3 protein-coding genes are annotated in these 22,512 nt (G+C 77.1%); all 3 read right to left on the bottom strand.

Annotation, left to right across the window (positions count from 1 at the left end; all coding sequences use genetic code 11):
• Nucleotides 1–6,562: type I polyketide synthase (locus EF903_RS35125; protein ID WP_125542981.1), on the bottom strand; the 6,562-nt coding region annotated here is incomplete at its 3' end.
• Entirely contained in the window at nt 6,559–13,611 is a 7,053-nt protein-coding gene (locus tag EF903_RS10775) for an SDR family NAD(P)-dependent oxidoreductase (protein WP_125542980.1), read from the bottom strand. The genes EF903_RS35125 and EF903_RS10775, both read right to left, overlap by 4 nt.
• The coding region (locus tag EF903_RS10770; RefSeq protein ID WP_125542979.1) for an SDR family NAD(P)-dependent oxidoreductase at nt 13,608–22,512 on the bottom strand (8,905 nt) is incomplete at its 5' end. The genes EF903_RS10770 and EF903_RS10775, both read right to left, overlap by 4 nt.

Genomic DNA, 22,512 nt, shown 5'->3' with positions numbered 1-22,512 from the left:
GGGCCGGGGTGTCCTCGGGGGGCGGTGCCTGCTCGATCAGGACGTGCACGTTGGTGCCGCTGATGCCGAAGGAGGAGACTCCCATGCGCCGCGGTGCGGTCCCCTCGGGCCAGGGCCGCGCCCGGTCGAGGAGGGCGACGTCGCCGGAGGCCCAGTCGACGTGCGGGGAGGGCTCGTCGATGTGGAGGCTCCGGGGCAGCAGGCCGTTGCGGAGGGACAGGACCGCCTTGATGACTCCTGCGACGCCGGCGGCCGCCTGGACGTGTCCCACGTTGGACTTGAGCGATCCGAGCAGCAGCGGGGCCGGCCGGTCCCGGCCGTAGACGGCGAGGAGCGCCTCTGCCTCGACGGGGTCGCCGAGGGGTGTGCCGGTGCCGTGCGCCTCGACGGCGGCGACGTCGGCGGGGCGCAGGCCGGCGGCGTCGAGTGCCGCGCGCATCACGTTCTCCTGGGCCGTGCCGTTGGGGGCGGTGAGGCCGTTGCTGGCGCCGTCGGAGTTGAGGGCGCTGCCGCGGAGGACGGCCAGCACCTCGTGGCCCTGGGCGCGGGCCCGGGACAGGCGCTCGACGAGCACCACCGCCGCGCCCTCGGCGAGTGCGGTGCCGTCGGCGGCGGCGGCGAACGGCTTGCAGCGGCCGTCGGCGGCCAGTCCGCGCTGGCGGCTGAACTCGACGAAGGGCACCGGGGTGGACAGGACGGTGACTCCGCCGGCGAACGCGAGGTCGCACTCCCCGGCCCGTACCGCCTGCGCGGCGAGGTGCAGGGCGGTCAGCGAGGAGGAGCAGGCCGTGTCGACGGTGACGGTCGGGCCTTCGAGGCCGTAGGTGTAGGCGATCCGTCCGGAGAGGACGCCTCCGCCGACGCCCGGGGCGAGGAAGCCCTCGGCGGCGGCGTTCTCCAGGAGGCGGCCGTAGTCCTGGTACATGGCGCCGACGAACACGCCGGTGCGGCTGCCGCGCAGCGAGTCCGGGGTGATGCCGGCGTCCTCGCACGCCTCCCAGACGGTTTCCAGCAGGACCCGCTGCTGCGGGTCCATGGCGACGGCCTCGCGGGGTGCGATCCCGAAGAAGGCGGCGTCGAAGGCGGTCGCGTCGGCCATGAAGCCGCCGTGCCGGGTGGAGGCGGTGCCGGGGGTCGCCGGGTCGGGGTCGTAGAGGCGCTCCAGGGGCCAGCCGCGGTCGTCGGGGAAGGGGCCGATGGCGTCGCGCTCGCGGACCAGCATCTCCCAGAGGTCGTCGGGTGTGCGGACGCCGCCGGGGAGCCGGCAGCCGAGGCCGACGAGGACGACGGGGTCGTCCTCGTCTGCGGCAGCGGTGCGCGCGGCGGGTGCGGGCGCCGGGGCCGTGCCGGCGAGGAGCTCGTCGAGGTGCCGGGCGACCGCCGCCGGGTTGGGGTGGCTGAACACGAGGGTGGCGGGCAGGCGCAGGCCGGTGGCTCCGGCGAGGCGGTTGCGCAGTTCGACGGCGGCGAGCGAGCCGAACCCGGCGTCCTTGAAGGCGCGGCCGGGTTCGACCGCGTCCGGCGAGGCGTGTCCGAGGACGGCGGCGGTGTGTCCGACGACGAGGTCGAGCAGGATGCGCCCGCGCTCGGTGCCGGTCTTCCCGGCGAGGCGGGCCGCCAGTTCGGAGACGGCGGCGGCTCCGCCCGGAGCGGCGCTGCGGCGGGCCGGCTTCCCGGCCAGGCCGCGCAGCGGCGCGGCGACGTCCTCGCCCAGGGCCCGCAGGGCGCCGGGGTCGAGCCGGATCGGGGCGAGCACGGGCTCGTCCGAGGCCAGCGCGGTGTCCAGGGCGGCGAGGGCGTCCGCGGTGGGCAGCGGCCGGAAGCCGGAGCGGCCCAGGCGGTCGCGGTCGACGCCGTCGGTCATGCCGCTGGTGGCGTCCCACAGGCCCCAGGCCAGGGAGGTCCCCGGCAGGCCGGCGGCGTGGCGGCGGCGGGCCAGGGCGTCGAGGCCGGCGTTGGCGGCGGCGTAGTTGGCCTGGCCGAGGCCGCCGAGGATGCCCACCGCGGAGGAGAACAGCACCAGGCGTGCCTGGGGAAGCAGTTCGTGGAGGTGGAGCGCGGCGTCGAGCTTCGCCGCGAGCACGCGGTCGACGCGCTCGGGGGTCAGTCCGGTCACCAGCCCGTCGTCGAGGACGCCCGCGGCGTGGACGACGGTCCCGAAGGGGGCTTCCGCGGCCAGGGCCGCGAGGCCGGCGCGGTCGGAGACGTCGCAGGCGACGGCGCGGACCTTCGCCCCGGCCGCGGCGAGCTCCTCGACGAGGGCGGCCATGCCGGGGGCGCCGCCGCCGCGCCGGCCGGCCAGCACCAGGTCGCGTACGCCGTGCGCGTGGACGAGGTGCCGGGCGACGAGCTGTCCGAGGGTGCCGGAGGCGCCGGTCACCAGGGTCGTGCCGAGCTCGCCGGTCTCGGCCGGGGCGGGCAGGCCGCGCACGAGCCTGGTCGCGGTCGCGGTGCCGGACGCCAGCGTGAGCTGGGGCTCGTCCGCGGCGAGGGCGGCCGGGATCGCGGCGAGCGTGGCCGGGTCGAGGTCGGCCAGGTCCAGGACGCTGAAGCTGCCGGGGTGTTCGAGCTGCGCGGACCGTATGAGTCCCGCGACGGCGGCTTCCGCCACGTCGGTGTGGACGTCGCGGGTGACGACGACGAGCGTGGAGTCCGCGCGGCTGTCGTCCGCCAGCCAGTCCTGGACGAGGGTGAGCGCGGCGCGGACGGCCTCGCCGGGCTCGCCGGGGGGAGCCGGTACGAGGACGTGGCGCGCGGGGTCCGGGCTGGGCTGCTTGCCGAGCTGCCGGGCGAGTTCGGGGTCCGGTACGGCGTAGTCCTCGCCCGTGACGGCGGGCAGCGGCAGGGCCGCCCGGTCGGGGCGCAGCACGTCGCCGCGGTCGGGGCGGCGGAGGGCGCCCGCGGGCAGCTCGCGGAGCACGAGGGTGTCGACCGAGGCGACGGGCGCCCCGGTGGTGTCGGTGAGGGTGAGTCGTACGGCGTCGGGTCCCGCGGCGGACAGGGTCACGCGCACGGTGTCGGCGCCTGCGGCGTGCAGGCGCAGGCCCTGCCATTCGAAGGGGAGTGCGGGGCGGAGGCCGTCTCCGGTGGTGGGGAGGCCGCCGAGGGCGACGGGGTGCAGGCAGGCGTCGAGCAGGGCCGGGTGGAGGGTGAACGCGCCCTCCTGGCCGGTGTCCGGCAGGGCGACCTCGGCGTGGAGGTCGCCGTCGCGCCCCCGCCACAGGGCCCGCAGGCCGCGGAAGGCCGGGCCGTGGTGCAGGCCGGCGCCCGCCAGGGTGGCGTAGAGGGCTTCGACGTCCTGGGGTTCGGCGCCGGCCGGCGGCCACTCGGTGCCGGCCGGTGCCGGTTCGGCGGCGTCGGGGCGCAGGACGCCGGTGGCGTGCGTGGTCCAGTGGCCCGCCCCGGTGAGGGTGTGCAGGGTCAGTGCGCGCGAGCCGTCCTCGGCCGGGGCCGCGACGTCGACGCGCAGCCTGATGTCGCCCGTGTCGGGGAGGAGGACCGGGGTGAGCAGGGTGAGCTGGTCGACGGCGGCGCAGCCGGCTTCGTCCGCCGCCCGGGAGGCGAGCTCCGCGAGGGCCGCGCCCGGCAGGACCGCCTGTCCTTCGACGGTGTGGTCGGCGAGCCAGGGCTGGGATGCCAGCCCGATCCGGCCGGTGAGCACCAGGCCCTCGGCGGCGGGCAGGGAGGCGCGCAGGACGGGGTGGTCGACCTCGTCGAGGCCCAGGGCGCCCGCGCCGCCGGGGCCGGGGCCGGGGCCGATCCAGTAGGGCTCGGTGAGGAAGGTGGTGGTGGGCAGGTCGGTCGGGCGGGCTCCGGGCCAGAGCGCGGACCAGTCGGGGCGTACGCCCTTCACGTACAGCCGGGCGACGGCGTGCAGCAGTTGCTCCGGGCCGCCTTCGTCGCGGCGCAGGGTGTGGGCGACGGCGGTGTCGGTGCCGAGCGCGTCGACGGTCTCCTGTGCGCCGGTCGTGACGACCGGGTGGGGGCTGACCTCCAGCAGGGTGGTGCAGTCCCGCCGGACGAGGGCGGTGACGGCCTCGTCGAAGCGGACGGTTTGGCGCAGGTTCCGGTACCAGTAGTCGGCGTCGAAGGCGTCGGCGGCCTCGATCCATCGGCCTTCCACGGAGGAGAAGAAGGGGACGGCGGGGGCGAGCGGCCTGACGGGGGCGAGGGATTGGAGGATCCGGGTGCGGACGGCCTCCACGTGGGCGCTGTGCGAGGCGTAGTCCACGTCGACGCGCCGGGCGCGTACGCCGTCCTCCTCGCATGCCGCGAGGAGTTCGTCGAGGGCGTCGGCGTCCCCGGAGACGACGACGGAGGCGGCGCCGTTGACGGCGGCGAGCGACAGCCTGCCGTCCCAGCGGCGGAGCCGGTCGCGCGCCTCGTCGGCGCTCAGCGCGAGGGACACCATGCCGCCGCGGCCCGCGAGCGCGGTCAGGGCCCGGCTGCGCAGGGCGACGACACGGGCGGCGTCCTCGAGGGTGAGGGCCCCGGCGACGCAGGCGGCGGCGATCTCGCCCTGGCTGTGCCCGGCGACGGCGGCCGGGCGGATGCCGAGGGAGCGCCACACCTCGGCGAGGGAGACCATGACGGCGAACAGGGCGGGTTGGACGACGTCGACCCGGTCCAGTTCCTGTTCGCCTCGGAGCACGGCGGTCAGGCGGAAGTCGACGTGGGGGGCGAGGGCGCGCTCGCACTGCTCGATCCGCTCGCGGAACACCTCGTTCGTGTCCAGCAGGCCCACGGCCATGTCGCGCCACTGCGACCCCTGGCCGGGGAAGAGGAAGGCCACGCCGCCGGGCGGCCCGGTGACCCCTTCGACGACGGCGGGCGAGGGCCGGCCGGCGGCGAGGTCGTCCAGTGCGGCGAGGAGTTCGGCCCGGTCGCCGCCGAGGACGGCCGCGCGGTGCTCGTGGGAGGCGCGGGTGGTGGCCAGGGAGAGGGCGACGTCCTCGGGGCGCGGTTCCTGCGGGCGGCCGGTCAGGAAGGCGGCGAGGGTGGCGGCCTGGGCGCGCAGGGCGGCGTCGGAGCGGGCGGACAGGGTCCACGCCAGGGGGCCGGGCGGGGCCTGCGGCGCCGCGGGCGGCTCGGTGGGTCCGGTGTTCCCGGCGGCCCCGGCGTCGTCGGCGGCTCGCGCCTTGCCGGCGTTCCGGGGGCCCTCGGCGTCCGCCGTGTCGGCCGGGCGCCGGGCGTCGGGCCGTCCGCCGGTCCGGTCGTCCGCGGGGAGCGGGGGCTCCTCCAGGATCACGTGGGCGTTGGTGCCGCTGACGCCGAAGGAGGACACGGCGGCCCGGCGGGGCTCCGCGCCGGCGGGCCAGGGCGCCTCCTCGGCGAGGAGTTCCACGGCGCCCGCCGACCAGTCCACGTACGGGGACGGGGCGTCGAGGTGCAGCGTCCGGGGCAGGACGCCGTGCCGCATGGCCATGGCCATCTTGACGATCCCGGCGATGCCCGCGGCGGCCTGGGTGTGCCCGAGGTTGGACTTCACCGAGCCCAGGCGCAGGGGCCGGGTGCGGTCCCGGCCGTAGGCGGCGAGGACGGCCTGGGCCTCCACGGGGTCGCCGAGCGGGGTGCCGGTGCCGTGCGCCTCCACCACGTCGACCTGCCGGGGGGTCAGGCCGGCGTCGACGAGGGCCTCGCGGATGACGCGCTGCTGGGCGGGGCCGTTGGGCGCGGTGAGGCCGTTGCTGGCGCCGTCGGAGTTGACGGCGGTGCCGCGGACCACGGCGAGTACGCGGCGGCCGGCGGCCAGGGCGGTCGCGAGGCGTTCGACGACGATGACGCCGACGCCCTCGGACCAGGCGGTGCCGTCCGCCCCGGCGGCGAACGGCTTGCAGCGGCCGTCGGGGGCCAGGCCGCGCTGGCGGCTGAACTCCACGAAGGCCGCGGGAGTGGCCATGACGGTGGCCCCTCCCACGAGGGCCATGTCGCACTCGCCCCGGCGCAGGGCGCGGACGGCGAGGTGGAGGGCGACGAGGGACGAGGAGCAGGCGGTGTCCACCGTGATGGCGGGTCCGCGCAGGCCCAGGTGGTAGGCGACGCGGCCGGAGACGACACTGCCGGCGCCCTGGGCGCCCGGGTAGTCGTGGTGCATGACCCCGGTGAACACGCCGGTGCGGCTGTCGCGCAGCGCACCGGGGTCCAGGCCGGCCCGCTCGACGGCCTCCCAGGACGTCTGGAGGACCAGCCTCTGCTGCGGGTCGGTGTGGAGCGCCTCCTTGGGCGAGATCCCGAAGAACCCGGCGTCGAAGTGGGCCGCGCCGTGCAGGAATCCGCCCTCGCGGACGGTGGTCGTGCCCGGGTGGTCGGGGTCGGGGTGGTGGAGCGCGTCCAGGTCCCAGCCGCGGTCGCCGGGGAACGGGGTGATCCCGTCCCGTCCCTCGGCGACGAGCGACCACAGGTCCTCGGGGGACTCGACGCCGCCCGGGTAGTGGCAGGCCATGCCGACGATGGCGACGGGTCCGGCGGACCGCTCCTCCGCGTCGCGCAGCCGCTGCCGCGTCGACTGCAGTTCCGCGGTCACACGGCGCAGGTAGTCGCGGAGCTTGTCCTCGTTGGTCATCGGGAGCGTTCCTCCAGTCCCGGCAGCGGGCTGCCGAGCTCGGCGTCGATCAGTGCGAAGACCTCGTCGTCGGTCGCCGAGGCGAACGCGGTGACGGATTCCGTCGCGGTGCGGGGTGTCAGCTGGTCGAGCAGGCCGCGGACGCGTTCCGCGGTGCGGTCGCGGGACACGTCGTCCGCGGCCGCCGCCGTGAGGGCGGCGGCCAGGCGGTCGAAGGCCGCGAACAGGGTCGGCAGGTCGGTCGCCCCGGACTCGCCGGCGAACCGCTCGTCGAGGTGGGCGGCCAGATCGGCCGGGGTGGGGTGGTCGAAGACGAGCGTGGCCTCCAGGGTCAGGCCGAGGGCCGCGCCCAGCCGGTTGCGGAACTCGATGGAGCTCAGCGAGTCGAAGCCGAGTTCCTGGAAGGACCGGTCGGACTCGATGCGGCCGGCGTCCGCGTACCCGAGGACGGCCGCCGCCTGGCCGCGGACCAGCGCCGACAGCCGGGCGCGCCGCTCGTCGGGGGCGAGGCCGGCCAGGCCCGGGTCGGCGGCGGGGGCCGCCTCGGGGGTGCGCACGAGGCTGCGCAGCACGTGCGGTACGGCGGTGGCCGGACCGCGGGCGAGCCGCAGGGCGGTGACCGCGGGGTGCGGTCCGGCGAGGGCCGCGTCGAGCAGGGCGAGGGCGGCCCCGGTGGGCAGCGGTTCGATGCCGCCGCGGGCCAGCCGGTCCCGGTCGGCGGCCATGCCCGCGTCGAGGGCCCACGGCCCCCAGGCGACGGACACGGCACGGCGGCCGGCCGCGGCGTGCTGCCGGGCGAGGGCGTCGAGGAAGGCGTTGGCCGCGGCGTAGTTGCCCTGTCCCGGGCCGCCCAGTACGCCCGCCGCGGAGGAGAACAGCACCAGCTGTGCCTCGGGCAGCAGTTCGGCGAGGTGGGCTGCGCCTTCCGTCTTGGGCCGCAGCACCCGCTCCAGGCGGGCCGCGTCGAGGGCGGTGACCACCCCGTCGTCCAGGACGCCCGCGGCGTGGACGGCCATCGCCACCCGGCGGCCGGCCAGCAGGGTCCGGAGGGCGGCGCGGTCGGCCACGTCGCAGGCGGCGCTCTCGACCCGGGCGTCCAGCCCGTCCAGTCCGGCGGGTACCGCGCCGCTGCGGCTGACCAGCAGGAGGTCGCGTACGCCGTGCCGCTCGACGAGGTGGCGGACCACCGGTCCGGCGAGGGCGCCGCTCGCGCCGGTCACCAGGACGGTGCCCTCCGCGAGGGGGGCCGGCGCGGGCGCGGCCGGTGCGGCCGGTACGCGGACCAGCCGGGCCCCCAGCACCTGGCCGTCGCACAGGCGCAGGTGCGGTTCGTCGGAGCCGAGCGCGCGGAGCAGCGGCGCCGGGTCCTCGGCGTCCACGAGGCCGAAGCGGCCCGGGTGTTCGGACTGGGCGGAGCGCACCAGCCCCCAGGCCGCGGCCGTGGCGGGGCCGGGGGCCGTGGTGGCGAAGACCAGCCGCGCCGACGCGAACCGGCGCCCGTCGAGCCACTGGCGGAGCCGGTCCAGCACCTCGGCGGCGAGGGCGCGGGCGGCACGGGAGGCGTCGGCGGGGCCGGCCGGTGCGGCCGGGACCGGCAGGACCACCACCGGCGGCACGTCCGCCAGGGCGTCCAGGTCGGCGGCGCGTACCACCTCCGCCCCGGCGGCCTCCAGGGCGGCGCCGATGCCCTCGGGGTCCGGGCCGACGACCGCGCAGCGGGCGCCGGGCGGCGGCTCGGGGGCTTCCACGGGCAGCCACTCCACGTGGTGGAGCGGCTCGTCGGGGGCGCCGGCCCGGCGCAGCACCACCGAGTCGACGGAGGCCACGGGTGCGCCCGCCTGGTCCGTGAGGAGGAGGCCGACCGTGTCGGGCCGGTGGTGGACCAGCCGTACCCGGGCGGCGGTCGCCGCCGGGGCGTGGACGCGTACGCCGGACCAGGCGAACGGCAGGTAGGGGCTGTCCCCGTCGAGGGCCGAGGTGAGGGCCACGGTGTGCAGGGCGGCGTCGAGGAGGACGGGGTGCAGGGCGTGCGCCCCGGGTGCCCCGCCGGCGGCCGCGCCGGGTACGGCGATGTCCGCGAAGACGGCGTCGGCGGTGCGCCGGGCGCCGTGCAGGCCGCGGAAGGCGGGCCCGTACCCCGTGAGCGTCCGGTAGAGGCCGGTGACGTCGATCTCCTCGGCGTCCGCGGGTACGGCCGCGGGCGCCGGCGGCTCCTCGGGCGAGGGTGAGAGGACACCGGTGACGTGGCTCGTCCAGCCGCCTTCCCCGGTCCGGGCGTGGACGGCGAAGGCGCGCGTGCCGTCGGGCCCGGGGAGGTCCGCGACGAGCCGCAGGTCGGCTTCGGTGGCCGCCAGCGGTGTGTGGGTGACGAGTTCGGCGATCCGCGGGCAGTTCAGCCGGGCTCCTGCCCGCAGGGCCAGGTCGACGAAGTACGTCCCCGGGACCAGGACGGCGCCGTCCACGGTGTGGTCGGCCAGCCAGGGCTGCCGCGCCGGGGAGATCCGCTCGCCGAAGACGTGCCCGTCCGGCAGTTCGACCTCTTGGGGCGCGTCCGGCGGGGCCGCGGACGGGGTCCGGGTGGTGGCGACCCAGTGGCGGTCGCGGGCGAAGGGGTAGCCGGGCAGCGAGAGCCGCCGGGGCCGGTCGGGTGCGGGCAGGGTGATCGCGGCGCCGTCGACCCAGGCCCGGGCCAGCTCGTGCAGGTCGCCGCCGTGGACCGGTGCGGCCCCGCGGCGCCTGCGTCCGCGGTGGCAGCCCTTGCCGGTGCGGAGCGCTTCGGCGAACTCCGCCGCCGTGGTCGCGACGACGGCGAGCCGCTCGTCGAGGTGGTCGCGTCCGGACCAGAGCGTGAAGGCGAGTGCCGCCGGGTCCGTGCCGGTGCCGGACCCGGCGCCGGCGCCGGCGAGGCGGTGCGCCAGCTCGGCCGGGGTCGTCCCCGCGTCGATGGGGAGCCGGACGCCGAACTCCTCCTCGACGCGGCGGGCCAGTGCGGTCAGGCGGGGGTAGTCGAGGCCGAGCTCCGCGAAGGGCTCACCGGGGTCGGCGCGCAGGCCCACCGCCTCGGTGATGATCCGCTCCAGGAGTGCGGGGTCCGCGCCCGGGTCGGCCCGGTCGGCCCGGTCGAGGTGGGCGAGCATCCCGGCCACCGTCTCGTCGAGCCGGGCGGCGTCCTTCGCCGACAGCACGAAGAGGCGGGGGCGGTCCTCCTCCGGGGCCTGCGGGCCCGGCACGGCCGGGTGCTCGGCCAGGACCACGTGGGCGTTGGCGCCGCCCGCGCCGAAGGAGCTGACGGCGGCGGTGAGCGGAGCCCCCGCGGGCGCGTTCCAGGGTGCCGGCGTGCGCTGCACACGGAACCGCGAGCCCTCCCAGTCCACGGCCGGGTTGAGCCGTTCGGCGTGGAGCGAGGGGGCCAGGGTGCGGTGGCGCATCTGGAGGACGACCTTGGTGAGGGCGGCGATGCCCGCCGCGGACTCCAGGTGGCCGATGTTGGACTTCACGGAGCCGATGGGCCAGGGCCCGCGGCCGGCGCCGAGGGCGTCGAAGGCCCGCTCCAGTGCGGTGATCTCGATCGGGTCGCCGAGGCTGGTGCCGGTGCCGTGGGCCTCCAGGTAGCCGAGGTCGGCGGGGTCGACCCCCGCCGCCGTGAGCGAGTCGCGGACGAGGGCGGCCTGGGAGGCCGGGTCGGGCACGGAGAACCCGCCGGTGCGGCCGCCGTGGTTGAGTGCCGTCCCCCGGATGACGGCGTGTACGTGGTCACCGTCGCGCAGGGCGTCGCGCAGCGGCCGCAGCAGTACCACGCCGACGCCCTCGCCGGGCACGTAGCCGTCGCCGCCCTCGCCGAAGGCCCGGCAGCGGCCGTCGGTGGACAGGAAGGACGACTGGCTCAGCAGCAGGTACTTGTTGGGGTGGACGTGCAGGTTGACGCCGCCCGCGAGGGCGGCCTCGCACGCGCCCCGCCGGATCGCCTCGACGGCCAGGTGCAGTGCCGTCAGCGAGGAGGAGCACATGGTGTCGAGCGCGATGCTCGGCCCCTTGAGGTCGAGGAAGTAGGAGACGCGGTTGGCGATCGAGGCGCTGAACGACGAGGGGACGAGGCCCGGTTCGCCGCCGGCGCCGTGCAGTTGGTACTGGTTGTACATCACTCCGGCGAACACGCCGACGGAACGCCCCCGCCAGGCGGAGGGGGCGTGTCCGGCCTCCTCGAAGGCGTGCCAGGCCTCCTGGAGGAAGAGCCGCTCCTGGGGGTCGAGGACGGCGGCCTCGTTGGGCGAGATGTGGAAGAAGGCGGCGTCGAACTCGTCGATGCCGTCGACGAATCCGCCCCAGCGGCCGTACGAGCGTCCCGGCACGCCCTTGGCGTCGCTGTGGATCGCACGGTGGTCCCAGCGGTCGGCGGGCACCTCGGTGATGCCGTCCCGGCCGGCCTTGAGGTTCTCCCAGAAGGCGTCGAGGGTGCGGGCGCCCGGGTAGCGTCCGCTGATGCCCACGACGGCGATCGCGTCGTCCGCGCCGTCCGCGTCGCCGGCGCGGTCGGGGGCGGCCGGCGGGTGGGACGCGGGGGCCGCCGCTCCGGAGGCGGCCGCCTCCGGAGCGGCCGGGGCAGCGGGGGCCGGGGCCGGGGCCGACGGTACGGCCGGGGCGGCGGGGGCGGACGGGACGGCCGGGGTGAACCGTTCGGTGATCTCGGACGCCGAGCCGACGAGCGCCACCAGGTGCGGCCGGCCGCTGCCGACCGCCCGCAGCATGATGTCCACCGCGGTCGGGGTGTCCATGCCGCGCAGGCCCATCCGGCGCAGCGCGCGGTCGTCGAGCGGCATGCCGCCGTCCGACCAGGCGGGCCACCCGATCGACACGACCCCCGGCCTGCCTTCGGCGAACCGGTCGAGGAAGGCGTTGGCGCAGGCGTAGTCGGCCTGGCCCCGGTTGCCCCAGGCACCGGCCGTGGACGAGCACAGCACGAGGAAGTCCGGTCCCGCCTCCCGGGTGGCCTCGTACAGCAGGCGGGCGCCGGTGACCTTGGGCGCCAGCACGGCACGGACGTCCGCGGCGCTCTTGCCCGCGACCAGCCCGTCGCGCAGCACGCCGGCGGCGTGCACCACCCCGTGCAGCGCGCCGTACCGGGAGAGCGCGAGGCCGACCACGCGGTGGACGTCCTCGGCGCGGGAGACGTCCGCCGCGACCACCTGCACCTCGGCTCCGAGGGTGGTCAGTTCGGCGGTCAGCGCGGCGGTCCGCGCGCTGTCGCCGGCGGTGCGTCCGCAGAGCACGAGCCGGGCCCGGACGGTCCGCGCCAGGTGCCGGGCGAGGGACAGGCCCACCCCGCCGAGCCCGCCCGTGATCAGGTACACGCCGCGGTCGCGCAGTGCCGCCGGCCGGTCCGGGGCGGGGACGGGGACGACCTCGCGCACCTGGCGCCCGCCCGCCTCGTAGCGCACCTCCGTGTCCGGTACGCCCGCGGCGAGTTCGGCCAGGGCGTCGGCGCGCTCCGGCGAGCACACCACCGCGGCGCGTACGCCGGGCTGCTCGCGGCGGAGGGTGTGCAGCAGACCCGAGACCGCGGAGGCCTCCGCGCCCGGGGGGACGTGGCAGACGATCCGCGCGGGGCCGCGCCGGGTGCGCAGGAGGGCGGCCGCGAAGCGGGTCAGGGCGACGGCCTCGCCTTCGACGTCGTGCGGATCGGCGGGGACCCAGAGCACGTCCGCGGCCCCGTGCCCGGTGAGCAGTGCCTCCGCGTCGTACCCGGTCCGCGGGTCGACGGTCAGCACCGGGGCCGGCTGCGGCGCCGGAACCGGTGCCGGCGGCAGGGGCGCGTCACGCCAGCGGGGCTCGAACCAGACCACCTCGGCGGGCGCGTCCCCGCCCGCGTCCTCGTCCGCCGCGTGCTCCTGCGGTGCGCCGGCGGCCGGGCGGGCCCCGCCCGCCGGCAGCTCGTACGCGCCGAGGTACGCGACGAGGTCGTCGAAGGTGCTGTGCTCGAAGAGCAGGGTGGGCGAGAAGTCGGTGCCGTACGCGCGCTCCAGGTCGGCGGCGATGCCCAGCAGCGCCGTCGAGTCCAGGCCCAGCTCGTAGAAGCCCGCCTCCTCGTCGAAGGCGGTACGTCCGAGCCGTTCGGCGAGCAGGCCGCGCACCAGGCTCGCCGCGGTCCGCCGGTCGGGGGCCGGTCCGGCCTGCGCCGCCGCGGCCGGCGCCGCCGCGCGCGGGGCGCCTTCCAGCCGGGTGATGGCGTCCTCCTCCCGGACGCGCTTGGAGGTGAGGCCGCGCAGCCACAGCCGGACGGCTCCGTCGGCGTCGAGGAAGCGCAGGTCACAGGTGGTCAGATCGCCGTCCGGGCCGGTGGCGCGGGGCGGGGTGGCGTGCACCAGGGTGCGGCTCCCGAGCGGCCCGCGGGCCCGGAAGGAGTCGATGAGCATCGGGATGTAGGGCCGGGCCCCCTCGCCGGCGCCGGCCGCGGCGAACTGCGTCGGCAGCAGGGTCGAGGAGTCCAGCGCGGCCGGGTGCAGGTGGAAGTAGTCCGCGTAGGCGGCTGCCTCCGGGTCCAGCGCCAGGTCCGCGAGCAGCTCGCGGTCACCGACGTGCAGGGTGCCCCGGGCGCGCATGAACGCTCCGTGCTCGATGCCGGTCCGGCGGACGAGCGCGTACAGGTCGGCCATGTCGGCCGTGCGGGGCAGGCCCGCGCGCAGGGCCGGCAGGTCGACGGCCTCGGCGGGGAACGGCACGTCCAGGTGGAGGCGGCAGTCGAGGACCGGCTCGGTCTCGCCGGTGGGGCGGCGGGTACCGGTGACCAGGATCCGGTGGCCTTCGGCGTCCGCGGAGAACTCCAGCCGCAGCTCGGTGTCGAAGTCGGGCCCGGCGGCCACGGGGTTGCGGAACAGCACGCGGCGCAGCTCCACGCGGGAGGTGTCGACGCCGCGGGCGCGCAGGATCCGGTAGATCATGTCGAGGAACGACACTCCGGGCAGGATGCGCGTGCCGTGCACGCGGTGGTCACGCAGCACCGGGTCGGTGCCGCGCACCACCACGGTGCAGGTCAGACCGTCCAACAGGTTCATTGCTTTCCTTCCGGCACGGCGGAGAACCGGAGCTCGAAGAACGGCGCGGGGGCCGCTGCCGGCGTCTGCTCGGGCTGTACGGGCGGTACGGGCTGTACGGGCTGTACGGGCTGTACGGGGGCGGGCGCGTCGAACCAGAAGCGCCGCCGCCGGTATCGGGGCGGGTCCAGCGGTGTACGCACCGGGACGTGGGCCCCGGGTGCCTGGCGCACCACCATGTGGGCGTTGGTGCCGCCGAAGCCGAAGGAGCTGACCGCGGCCCGGCGCGTACCGTCGCGGCCCGTGAACGCGCGCGGCTCCCGTACGGGGAAGAGCGGCGACTCCTCGAAGCGGAATCTGCGGTTGAGGGTGGCGCAGTGCAGCGTCGGCGGGAGCTGGGCGTGGTGGACGGACAGCAGGACCTTGATCAGCCCGGCCATGCCGGCCGCGCTGAGGGTGTGTCCGATGTTGGTCTTCACGCTGCCGACGCCGCAGAAGCCGACCTCGCCGGTGCGGGCGCGGAAGGCCTCGGTGAGGGCCTTCAGCTCCATCGGGTCACCGATCATGGTGCCGGTGCCGTGGGCCTCCACGTAGCCCAGCAGGGCCGGGGAGACACCGGCGTCGGCCAGGGCCGCCTCGATCACCTCGCGCTGGGCGCGCGGGTTCGGTGTCGTGATGCCCATGGTGCGGCCGTCGTTGTTGACGGCGCTGCCCTCGATCACCCCGTAGATCCGGTCGCCGTCGCGCAGGGCGTCGGAGAGCCGCTTGAGCAGCAGCGTGCCGGCGCCCTCGCCGAGGACGATGCCGTCGGCCCGCTCGTCGAACGTGTGGCAGCGCCCCGTGGGCGACAGGGCGCCCGCCCCGCTCATCCCGACGAAGGGCACCTCGTCGAGGAGGATCTCGGCCCCGGTCGCGAAGGCCAGGTCGCACTCGCCGGTGCGCAGGGCGGCGGCGGCCATGTGCACGGCGACGAGCGCGCTGGAGCAGGCCGTGTCGACGAGGACGGACGGTCCGCGCAGGTCGAGGTGGTGGGACAGCTGCGCGGCGATGAAGTTCTGCGCCATTCCGCTGATCGCGTGCGGGCCGGCGGCGGCGACGTGCGCGCCGTAGTTCGCCGCACGGGCTCCCGCGAAGACGCCCACGCGCCGGCCGGCGACCTCCTGCGGGGTGAGCCCGGCGTCGGCCAGGCACTCCACGCCGGTCTCCAGGACCTGCCGGACCAGGGGGTCGACGTACGCCGCCCCGGCCGGGTCGATCCGGAAGTACTCCGGGTCGAAGTCCTCGATGGCGTCGAGGAATCCGCCCCACTTGCTGACGCTGGTGCCGGGCTGCGGGTCGGGGCGCCAGAAGCGGTCCGTGTCCCAGCGGGAGGGCGGCACCTCCGTGACGGAGTCCGTGGCGGACATCAGGTTCCGCCAGAACGCCGCGTGGTCGGGAGCGCCGGGGAAGTGGGCGGCGATGCCGATGACGGCGATGTCCTCGCGCCGCGCGGCCGCTCCCCCTGCGGGGCGCGGCCCTGCGGACGCGGGGGCCGCCTCGGCCGCAGCCGGGGCCGGGACCCGGGCGGCGTGCGCGGCGGCGGGCGGCGCGTCCGGGACGGCCCGCTGCGAGGCGTCCGGAAGGTCCGGCACGAGGTCGCGCAGGGCCTCCGCGAGGAGGGCCGCGGTCGGGTTCTCCAGGACGGTCGAGGGTTCCGCGACGACGCCGAGTTCGCGCTCCAGCGCGGCGAGGATCTGGGCGATCATGATCGAGTCGACGCCCAGGTCGGCGAAGTCCGCGTCCTGCCCGATCTCGGCCGGATCCATCCGGAGCGTCGAGGCGAGCACCGCGGTCACCCGGCGGGCGAGACCGGCCTCGGCCGGCTCCCCGCTCGGGCGGGGGGCGGCCGGCGGAGCCGGCGCGGGCACCTCCAGCAGCCGGGCGGCGTCGAAGCGCCCGGCGTCCACGACGCAGGGCAGCACGACCGGGTCGGGGCCGCTCATGGCACGGTCCAGCAGGTCCAGACCCGCCTCCGGGGCCAGGGTGCGCAGGCCGAGGTCCCGGTAGGCCGGGGTGTCCACCTCGGGCATGCCGGCCGCACGCCAGCTCGGCCACTGGACGGACCGGACGACGGGGGCGCCGTCCCCGCCGGTGGCGGTGCGGTACTCGGCGACGCGGTCCAGCACCGAGTTGGCCAGCGCGTAGTCGCTGAGGCCCACGGCGAGCGCGGGCACACCGCCCGCGACGGACGAGTACAGCACGACGAAGCGCAGCGCATCGCCGGCGCAGGCGTCCAGGACGGCGCGGAGCCCCGCGGTCTTCGGTTCCAGGACCCGCTGCATGTCCTCGGTCCGCTTGCCGATGAACGCCGGGTCGCGCATGACGCCGAGTCCGGCGCAGTGCACGATCCCGGCGATCGGGCCGAACTCGCGCCGCGCACGGTCGAGCACCTCGGCGACCCGGTCCAGCGGGCCGGCCTCGATCGCGATCCGGACCCCGGGGCGTTCGAGGGCCGCGAGGTCGCGCAGCCTGGCCGCGAGGGCCGGGTCGGTGCCGGGGTCCGCGAGGAGTGCGGGCCACTCGCCCCGGGCGGGCAGCGCCGTACGGCCGAGGAGCACGAGCCGGTCGGCGCCCCGTTCGACGAGCCGGGCCGCGAGGAGCCGGCCCAGCGCGCCCGTCCCTCCGGTGATCACGACGGTCCGGCCGGCCAGGTCCGCGGACCAGTCGGCGCGGGCGGGCGCCGCGTCGGCGGGGCGCAGCACCGGCCGGTGCCGTACGCCGGCCCGTACGCAGGCCTCGGTCACCGGGTCGGTCGCCGCGAGTTCCGCGGCGACCGCCTCGCGCAGCGCGTCCGGCTCCAGGGTGTCGAGGTCCAGGGTGCGGGCTGCCAGGCCGCGGTACTCGGCCGTGAGCATCCGGACGAGGCCCGCGTGGGCCGCTCCGCGCAGCGTGGGCCGCTCTGTCCGGAACGCGGCGAGTTCCCGGGTGAGGTGGAGGTAGGTGAAGCCCCGGGTGCGGTTCGCGGTGACCAGCTCGCGCAGGAGCGCGATCCGCGCCCAGTCGGGCTCCGGTGCGGCCTGCGCGGTGTCGGCCGGGTCTGCCGGGTCTGCCGGGTCGGCCAGGTCGGCCAGGTCGATCAGGGCCGTCGCGGCGCGGGCGGCTTCCGCGATCCGCCGGGCGGCGTCCGCGTCGCCGCCGTCCATGCGGACCACCGTGGCGGCGGGCCCGAAGGCCTGCGCGGCGAGGTGCTCGTTCCCGGCGCGGGCCAGGACCACGATTCCCGCGGGCAGTTCGGCCGGGGGCAGCGGGGCGGCCTCCCAGCGCTTGACCAGGAGCAGTGCGGGGTCCTGCGGGGCGGCCGGGCCCCCGGCCGCGGCCGGTGCCGCGAGCCAGTGCCGTTCGCGGGCGAACGGGTAGGTCGGCATGGACGCCAGGGGCGGCCGGTCGGTGCGCAGCGCGGTCCAGTCGATGTCGGCGCCGTCCTGCCAGAGCCGTGCGAGCCGGTCGAGCCGTCCCTCCCGGACCAGCCGGGCGAGGTACTCGGCTCCCTCGGGTTCGGACAGCCAGGCGTGGTCGGCGTCCGTGCCGGCGGGGGCCCGCTCGGCCGCGAGGAAGCCGGCCAGCTGCTCGCGCAGGTCGCGGGTGGAGCGGGCGACCACCGCGAGCCGGGCGGCCATGGGGACGCGGGCGGCCTGGGAGGTGTACGCGAGGGAGGCCAGCGACGCCCCGGCGTCCGTGCCCGTGCCCGTGCCCGCGTCCGCGTCCGCGTCCGCGTCGAGGAACTCCACCATGGCGGCGGCGTACCGGCGCAGGGCGGCTTCGTCCCTGCCCGACAGGAGGAACACCTCCGGGGTGTCGTCCCGCGGCGGGGCCGGGGGCGCGCCGGCGGGCGCCTCCTCCAGGACCACGTGGGCGTTGACCCCGCCGAAGCCGAAGGAGCTGACGCCCGCGCGCAGCGGCAGCGGCGTGCCGTCGGCCGCCGCGGGCTCCCAGGGGGCGGTCCGCCGCACGGGCCGGAACGGTGTGCCGGTGAGATCGATGCGCGGGTTGAGCGTGTGCAGGTGCAGCGTCTTCGGCAGCGTGCGGTGCCGCATCGCCAGCACCACCTTGATGACGCCGGCGATGCCCGCGGCGGGCTCCAGGTGTCCGATGTTGCTCTTCACGGTGCCGATGCCGCAGGGCGTGGCGGGTCCGCCGGCCAGGGCCCGGTGGGCCCGGACGAGGCCGTCGATCTCCACCGGGTCGCCGAGCGCGGTCCCGGTGCCGTGGAGTTCGGTGTAGGACACCGTCTCGACCGGTACCCCGGCGTCTTGGTACGCCTCGGCCAGCAGGGCGGCCTGGGCCTCGGGGTTGGGGGCGGTCAGCGACGAGGCGTGTCCGCCGTGGCCGACCGCGCTGCCGCGGATCACCGCGTGCACCCGGTCGCCGTCGGCGAGGGCGCGGGAGAGCGGCTTGAGGACGAGGACGCCCACGCCCTCTCCCTTGACGTATCCGTCGGCGGTGGCGTCCAGCGCCTTGCAGCGGCCGTCCGGGGAGAGCACCCCGAGCTGGTTCCCGGCCACCACGGTCTGCGGCGAGAGGACGAGGCTGACGCCGCCGGCGATGGCGAGTTCGCTCTCCCCGGCGCGCAGGGACCGGACGGCGCGGTGCAGCGCCACCAGGGAGCTGGAGCAGGCGGTGTCGATGCTCTCGCTCTCGCCCTTGAGGTCCAGCAGGTAGGAGATGCGGTTGGCCAGGATCGTCCGCGCGAGCCCGGTGCCCGCGTGGGGGTTGACCTGCTCGCCGCGCAGCACCATCGACTCGTAGTCGTTGAACTGGACGCCGGCGAACACGCAGACGCGGCGGCCCGCGAGCCGGTCGGCCCGGCAGCCGGCGTCTTCGAGGGCGGTCCAGGTGTGTTCGAGGAACAGCCGGTGCTGCGGGTCCATGACCTCGGCCTCGGCGGGCGAGATCTTGAAGAACCGTGCGTCGAACCGGTCGACGTCGCCCAGGAACCCGCCCCAGCGGGCGGTGCCGCCGAAGCGCCGGGACACCTCCTGCCAGTCCCAGCGGTCGGCCGGCGTCTCGGTGACGAGGTCGTCGCCGTCCCTGAGGTGCCGCCAGAACTCCTCCGGGTCCGCAGAGCCCGGGAAGCGCCCGGACATGCCGATGACGGCGACGGCGTCGTCCCGGTCGGGCCCGGTGGAAGGAGCGGCGGACGGGGCGGCGGCGGGGCTGACGGCAGGGCTGACGGCGGTGGCCGCGGGTCCGGCCGCGGGTCCGGTGGCCGCGGCGGGTGCCGCAGCGGGTGCCGCCGCCCCGGGGTGCTCCGCCAGCAGGTGGCGGGCGAGCCGCTCGACGGTGTTCTCGGCGAACAGGGCCGTCGTCGGCACCGATATGCCGTAGCGCTCCTCCAGGGCCGCGGAGAGGGACTGGAGCCCGAAGGAGTCCAGTCCGTACTCCCCGAAGCCGGCCTCCGGGTCGAGTGCCTTCGGCTCCAGGCCGACCAGCCGGGCGACGAGCTCCCGCAGCTGCCCGGTCAGCTCGCCCGCGTGCACGGGAGCGGAGGCCGCGGAAGGGGCCTCGGGAGCGGGCGCCCGCGCGGGCCGGCGGGTGTCGTTCGCGTGCTCCCGGATCCGCATCGCGGCGACCTGCCCGCGCATCCGCTCGGGCTCGCCGGGCAGGACGGCGACCTGGGGGCGTCCCAGCCGCAGGACGAGGTCGAGCAGCCGCTCGCCCTCTTCGGCCTCCAGGTAGCGGAAGCCGGTGTCGGCGAGGTAGCGGCGCTCGTCCTCGGCATCGACGTGCATGCCTCCGGCGCGCCACATGGGCCAGTCGACCGAGACCGTGCGCCCGCTGCGGCGGCCCGCGCGGCGCAGGGCCTCCCGCTCCTCGGCGAAGCCGTCGAGGTAGCGGGCGCCGACGGCGTAGTCGACCAGGCCGTAGTCGCCGAGCTGCCCGGCCAGCGAGGAGTACAGGACGAACAGGTCCAGCGGTTCGTCGCGGGTCACCTCGTCGAGGACGCGGGTGCCCTCGAAGCGGGCCCGCAGGTGGGCGCGGAACTCCGCGAGGCCCTTGCCGGGCAGCGGAGTGCGCGAGGCGGTCGCCGCCAGGTGGAAGACCCCGTGCAGGGCGCCCCACTCCTGCTTGACGTCCGCCACGACGCGGGCCATGGCCGCCTCGTCCTCCACGGAGGCCTGGAAGTAGGCGACCTCGCCGAGGGCGCGCAGGCCGGCGAGCTGCCCGGCCCGGTCCGCGGCGGGCGAGCGGCCGGTGAGCGCCACTCGGGCGCCGCGCGCCAGGAGGGTGCGGGCGAGCAGCAGTCCGAGGCCGCCCGCGCCGCCGGTCACCAGGTGGACGGTGCCCGGACGCAGCGGGGACGGTGTGACGGGGCTCGGGTCGGCCTCGGTGAGCACGCGTACGGTGCGGCCGTCCGCGGAGAGCCGGACCGCCGCCGAGGAGAGCCGCTCGGCTGCCGCCTCGGCGAGCAGGGCGGCCGGTTCGACCCGGCCGGCGACGCGTACGACGCCGAAGGCGGTACCGGGCAGCGCGGCGCGCAGCGAGGCGTCGAACCCGCCCCAGGCCTCCGCCATCGCGCCCTCGGGCACCAGGACCTGGATCCGCGCGGCGGCCCGGGAGGCCGCCATGGCGCGTACGAGCAGGAAGACGGACTCCAGCCCCAGGTCGGGGCGTTCGGGGTGGAGCAGGGGCCACTGGTGCACGATGCGGTCCGCTCCGGCTTCGAGCAGCCGGGCGTAGTCCTCGGCCTCGCCGGGGCGGATCGTGACGGTGGCGCCCTCGTCGGCGTACGCGGATCCGGCGCGTACGGTCACGGCGCCGGGGACCGGGAGGTCGCCGAAGACGAGCACCCGGCCGGGGTGCGGGGCGGCGGGCGGTACGGGTTCGGCCACCCATGCGGCCGTGAAGAGGCTGACGGGTGCCGGGTCGGCGGGGCCGTCGGCCCGCCGGGGGCCGGAGGCCGGCGCGGCGGACCCGCCGCCGCCCGCCGGGTCCGGAGCCGCAACGGCCTCGGCGGCCGGCTCCCCGACAGCCTCGGCGGCCGGCGCCGGGAAGGCCTCGGCGGCCGGCGCCGCCGCGGCTCCGTCGGTGAACCAGTGCCGTTCGGCGGCGAAGGGGTACGGGGGCAGCGGGCGCAGCCTCGGCAGCCGCTCCCACCGGCCGGACCAGTCGACCGTCGCGCCGCGCACCCATGCCGCGGCGGTCTCCTCGTCGCCCCGCCCGTCGAACGGGGCGCGGTCGGCGTGCCGTTCCACGCGCCCCCGGTGGATGCCGGCGGTGTCTCCGGCGAGGTGGCGGCGCAGGGCGGCCACTGCCTGCTCTCCCGAGTCGGCGACGAACGCCAGGCGTTCGGCGTGTTCGGTGCGGCCGCACTGGAGGGTGCGGGCGGTGCCGTCGAGGTCGTGCTGCCAGGTGTCCCGGGCGTCGACGAGGGAGCGCGCGGCTGCCCGCAGCCGCTCCGGGTCGCGGGCGGAGAGGACGAACACCGCCGGGCGGCCGGAGGGCTCCGGCTCGTCGGCCGGGTACTCCTCCAGCACGACGTGGGCGTTGACCCCGCCGTAGCCGAAGGAGCTGACCCCGGCGCGGCGCGGGACACCGGGGGCCGCGGGCTTCCAGTCGCGTGCCCCGACCGCGATCTCGCAGGCCGTGCCCTCCAGCCCCAGGTGCGGGTTGAGTTCGGGGCCGTGCGGGTCCCCGGTGATCCGTCCGTGCCGCAGGGACAGCAGGACGCGCAGCACGGCGGCGATGCCCGCAGCCGGCTCCAGGTGGCCGATGGTGTTCTTCAGGGCCCCCAGGGCGCAGTGCGGGGCGGCGGGGGCGGGGTGGCCCCAGTCCCGGTAGAGCTCGGCGAAGGCCTGGCGCAGGCCGTTGGTCTCGGCGGGGTCGCCGATGACGGTGCCGGTGCCGTGGGTCTCGATGTACCCGATGGTCGCCGGGTCGACGCCCGCCTCGCGGTGGGCCTTCACGATCACCTCGGCCTGGGCGCGCGGATTGGGCGCGGTCAGCGAGTTGGAGCGGCCGCCGTGGTTGACGGCGGTGCCGCGCAGGACGGCGAGGACCGGGTTGCCGTCGGCGAGGGCCCGGCTGAGGCGCTTGAGCACCACGGCTCCGACGCCCTCGCCGCGCACGTAGCCCCGGGCGTCCTTGTCGAAGGCCCGGCCGACGCCGTCGGGGCTGAGCATGCCGGCCCGTTCGAGGGAGGCGAAGGTGACCGGGGACAGCATGAGGCTGACGCCGCCCGCGATGACCGTGTCGCAGTGTCCGAGCCGCAGGGCCTCCGCCGCGCGGTGGAGGGCCACGAGCGAGCTGGAGCAGGCGGTGTCGACGGGTTCGCTGGGGCCGCGCAGGTCGAGGTGGTAGGAGATGCGGTTGGCCAGCATGGAGGGGGTGAGGCCGGTCGAGGAGTAGGCGTCGGTGGCCGTGCCGGAGCGCTGTACGAGTTCGGCGTACTCGGACGGGCCGGCGCCGACGAACAGGCCGGTGTTGCTGCCGGCCAGGCGGGCCGGGTCGATGCCCGCGTCCTCGAGCGCCGACCACACCGTGCGCAGCAGCAGCCGCTGGCGGGGGTCCATCCAGCGGGCCTCGCGGGGCGAGATGCCGAAGAACAGCGGGTCGAAGCGGTCGATGTCCGGTATGAAGCCGCCCCGGGTGATCCGGGTCCGGTCGGGGTGCAGGGCGGGGTCCCCGTGGTGGGCGGCGGTGTCCCAGCGGTCGGCGGGGACCTCGCTGAAGAGGTCGCCGCCCTTCTGGAGGGCCGCCCAGAACTCGTCGAGGTTCCGTCCGCCCGGCAGGGTGCCGGCCATGCCGACGATGACGACGGGATCGTCCCGGCCCGGCACGTCCTGCGCGGCGGGTCCGGCCGGCAGGGGCGCGACGGCGTCCGGGTGCTGCTCCTCCAGCCAGGAGGCGAGGGCGGCGGGGGTGGGGGTGGCGAGCAGTTGGTCG

This window comes from Streptomyces sp. WAC05292, assembly GCF_003949955.1.
Lineage (GTDB): Bacteria > Actinomycetota > Actinomycetes > Streptomycetales > Streptomycetaceae > Streptomyces > Streptomyces globosus.
This window is presented reverse-complemented; position numbering and strand designations above follow the sequence as displayed.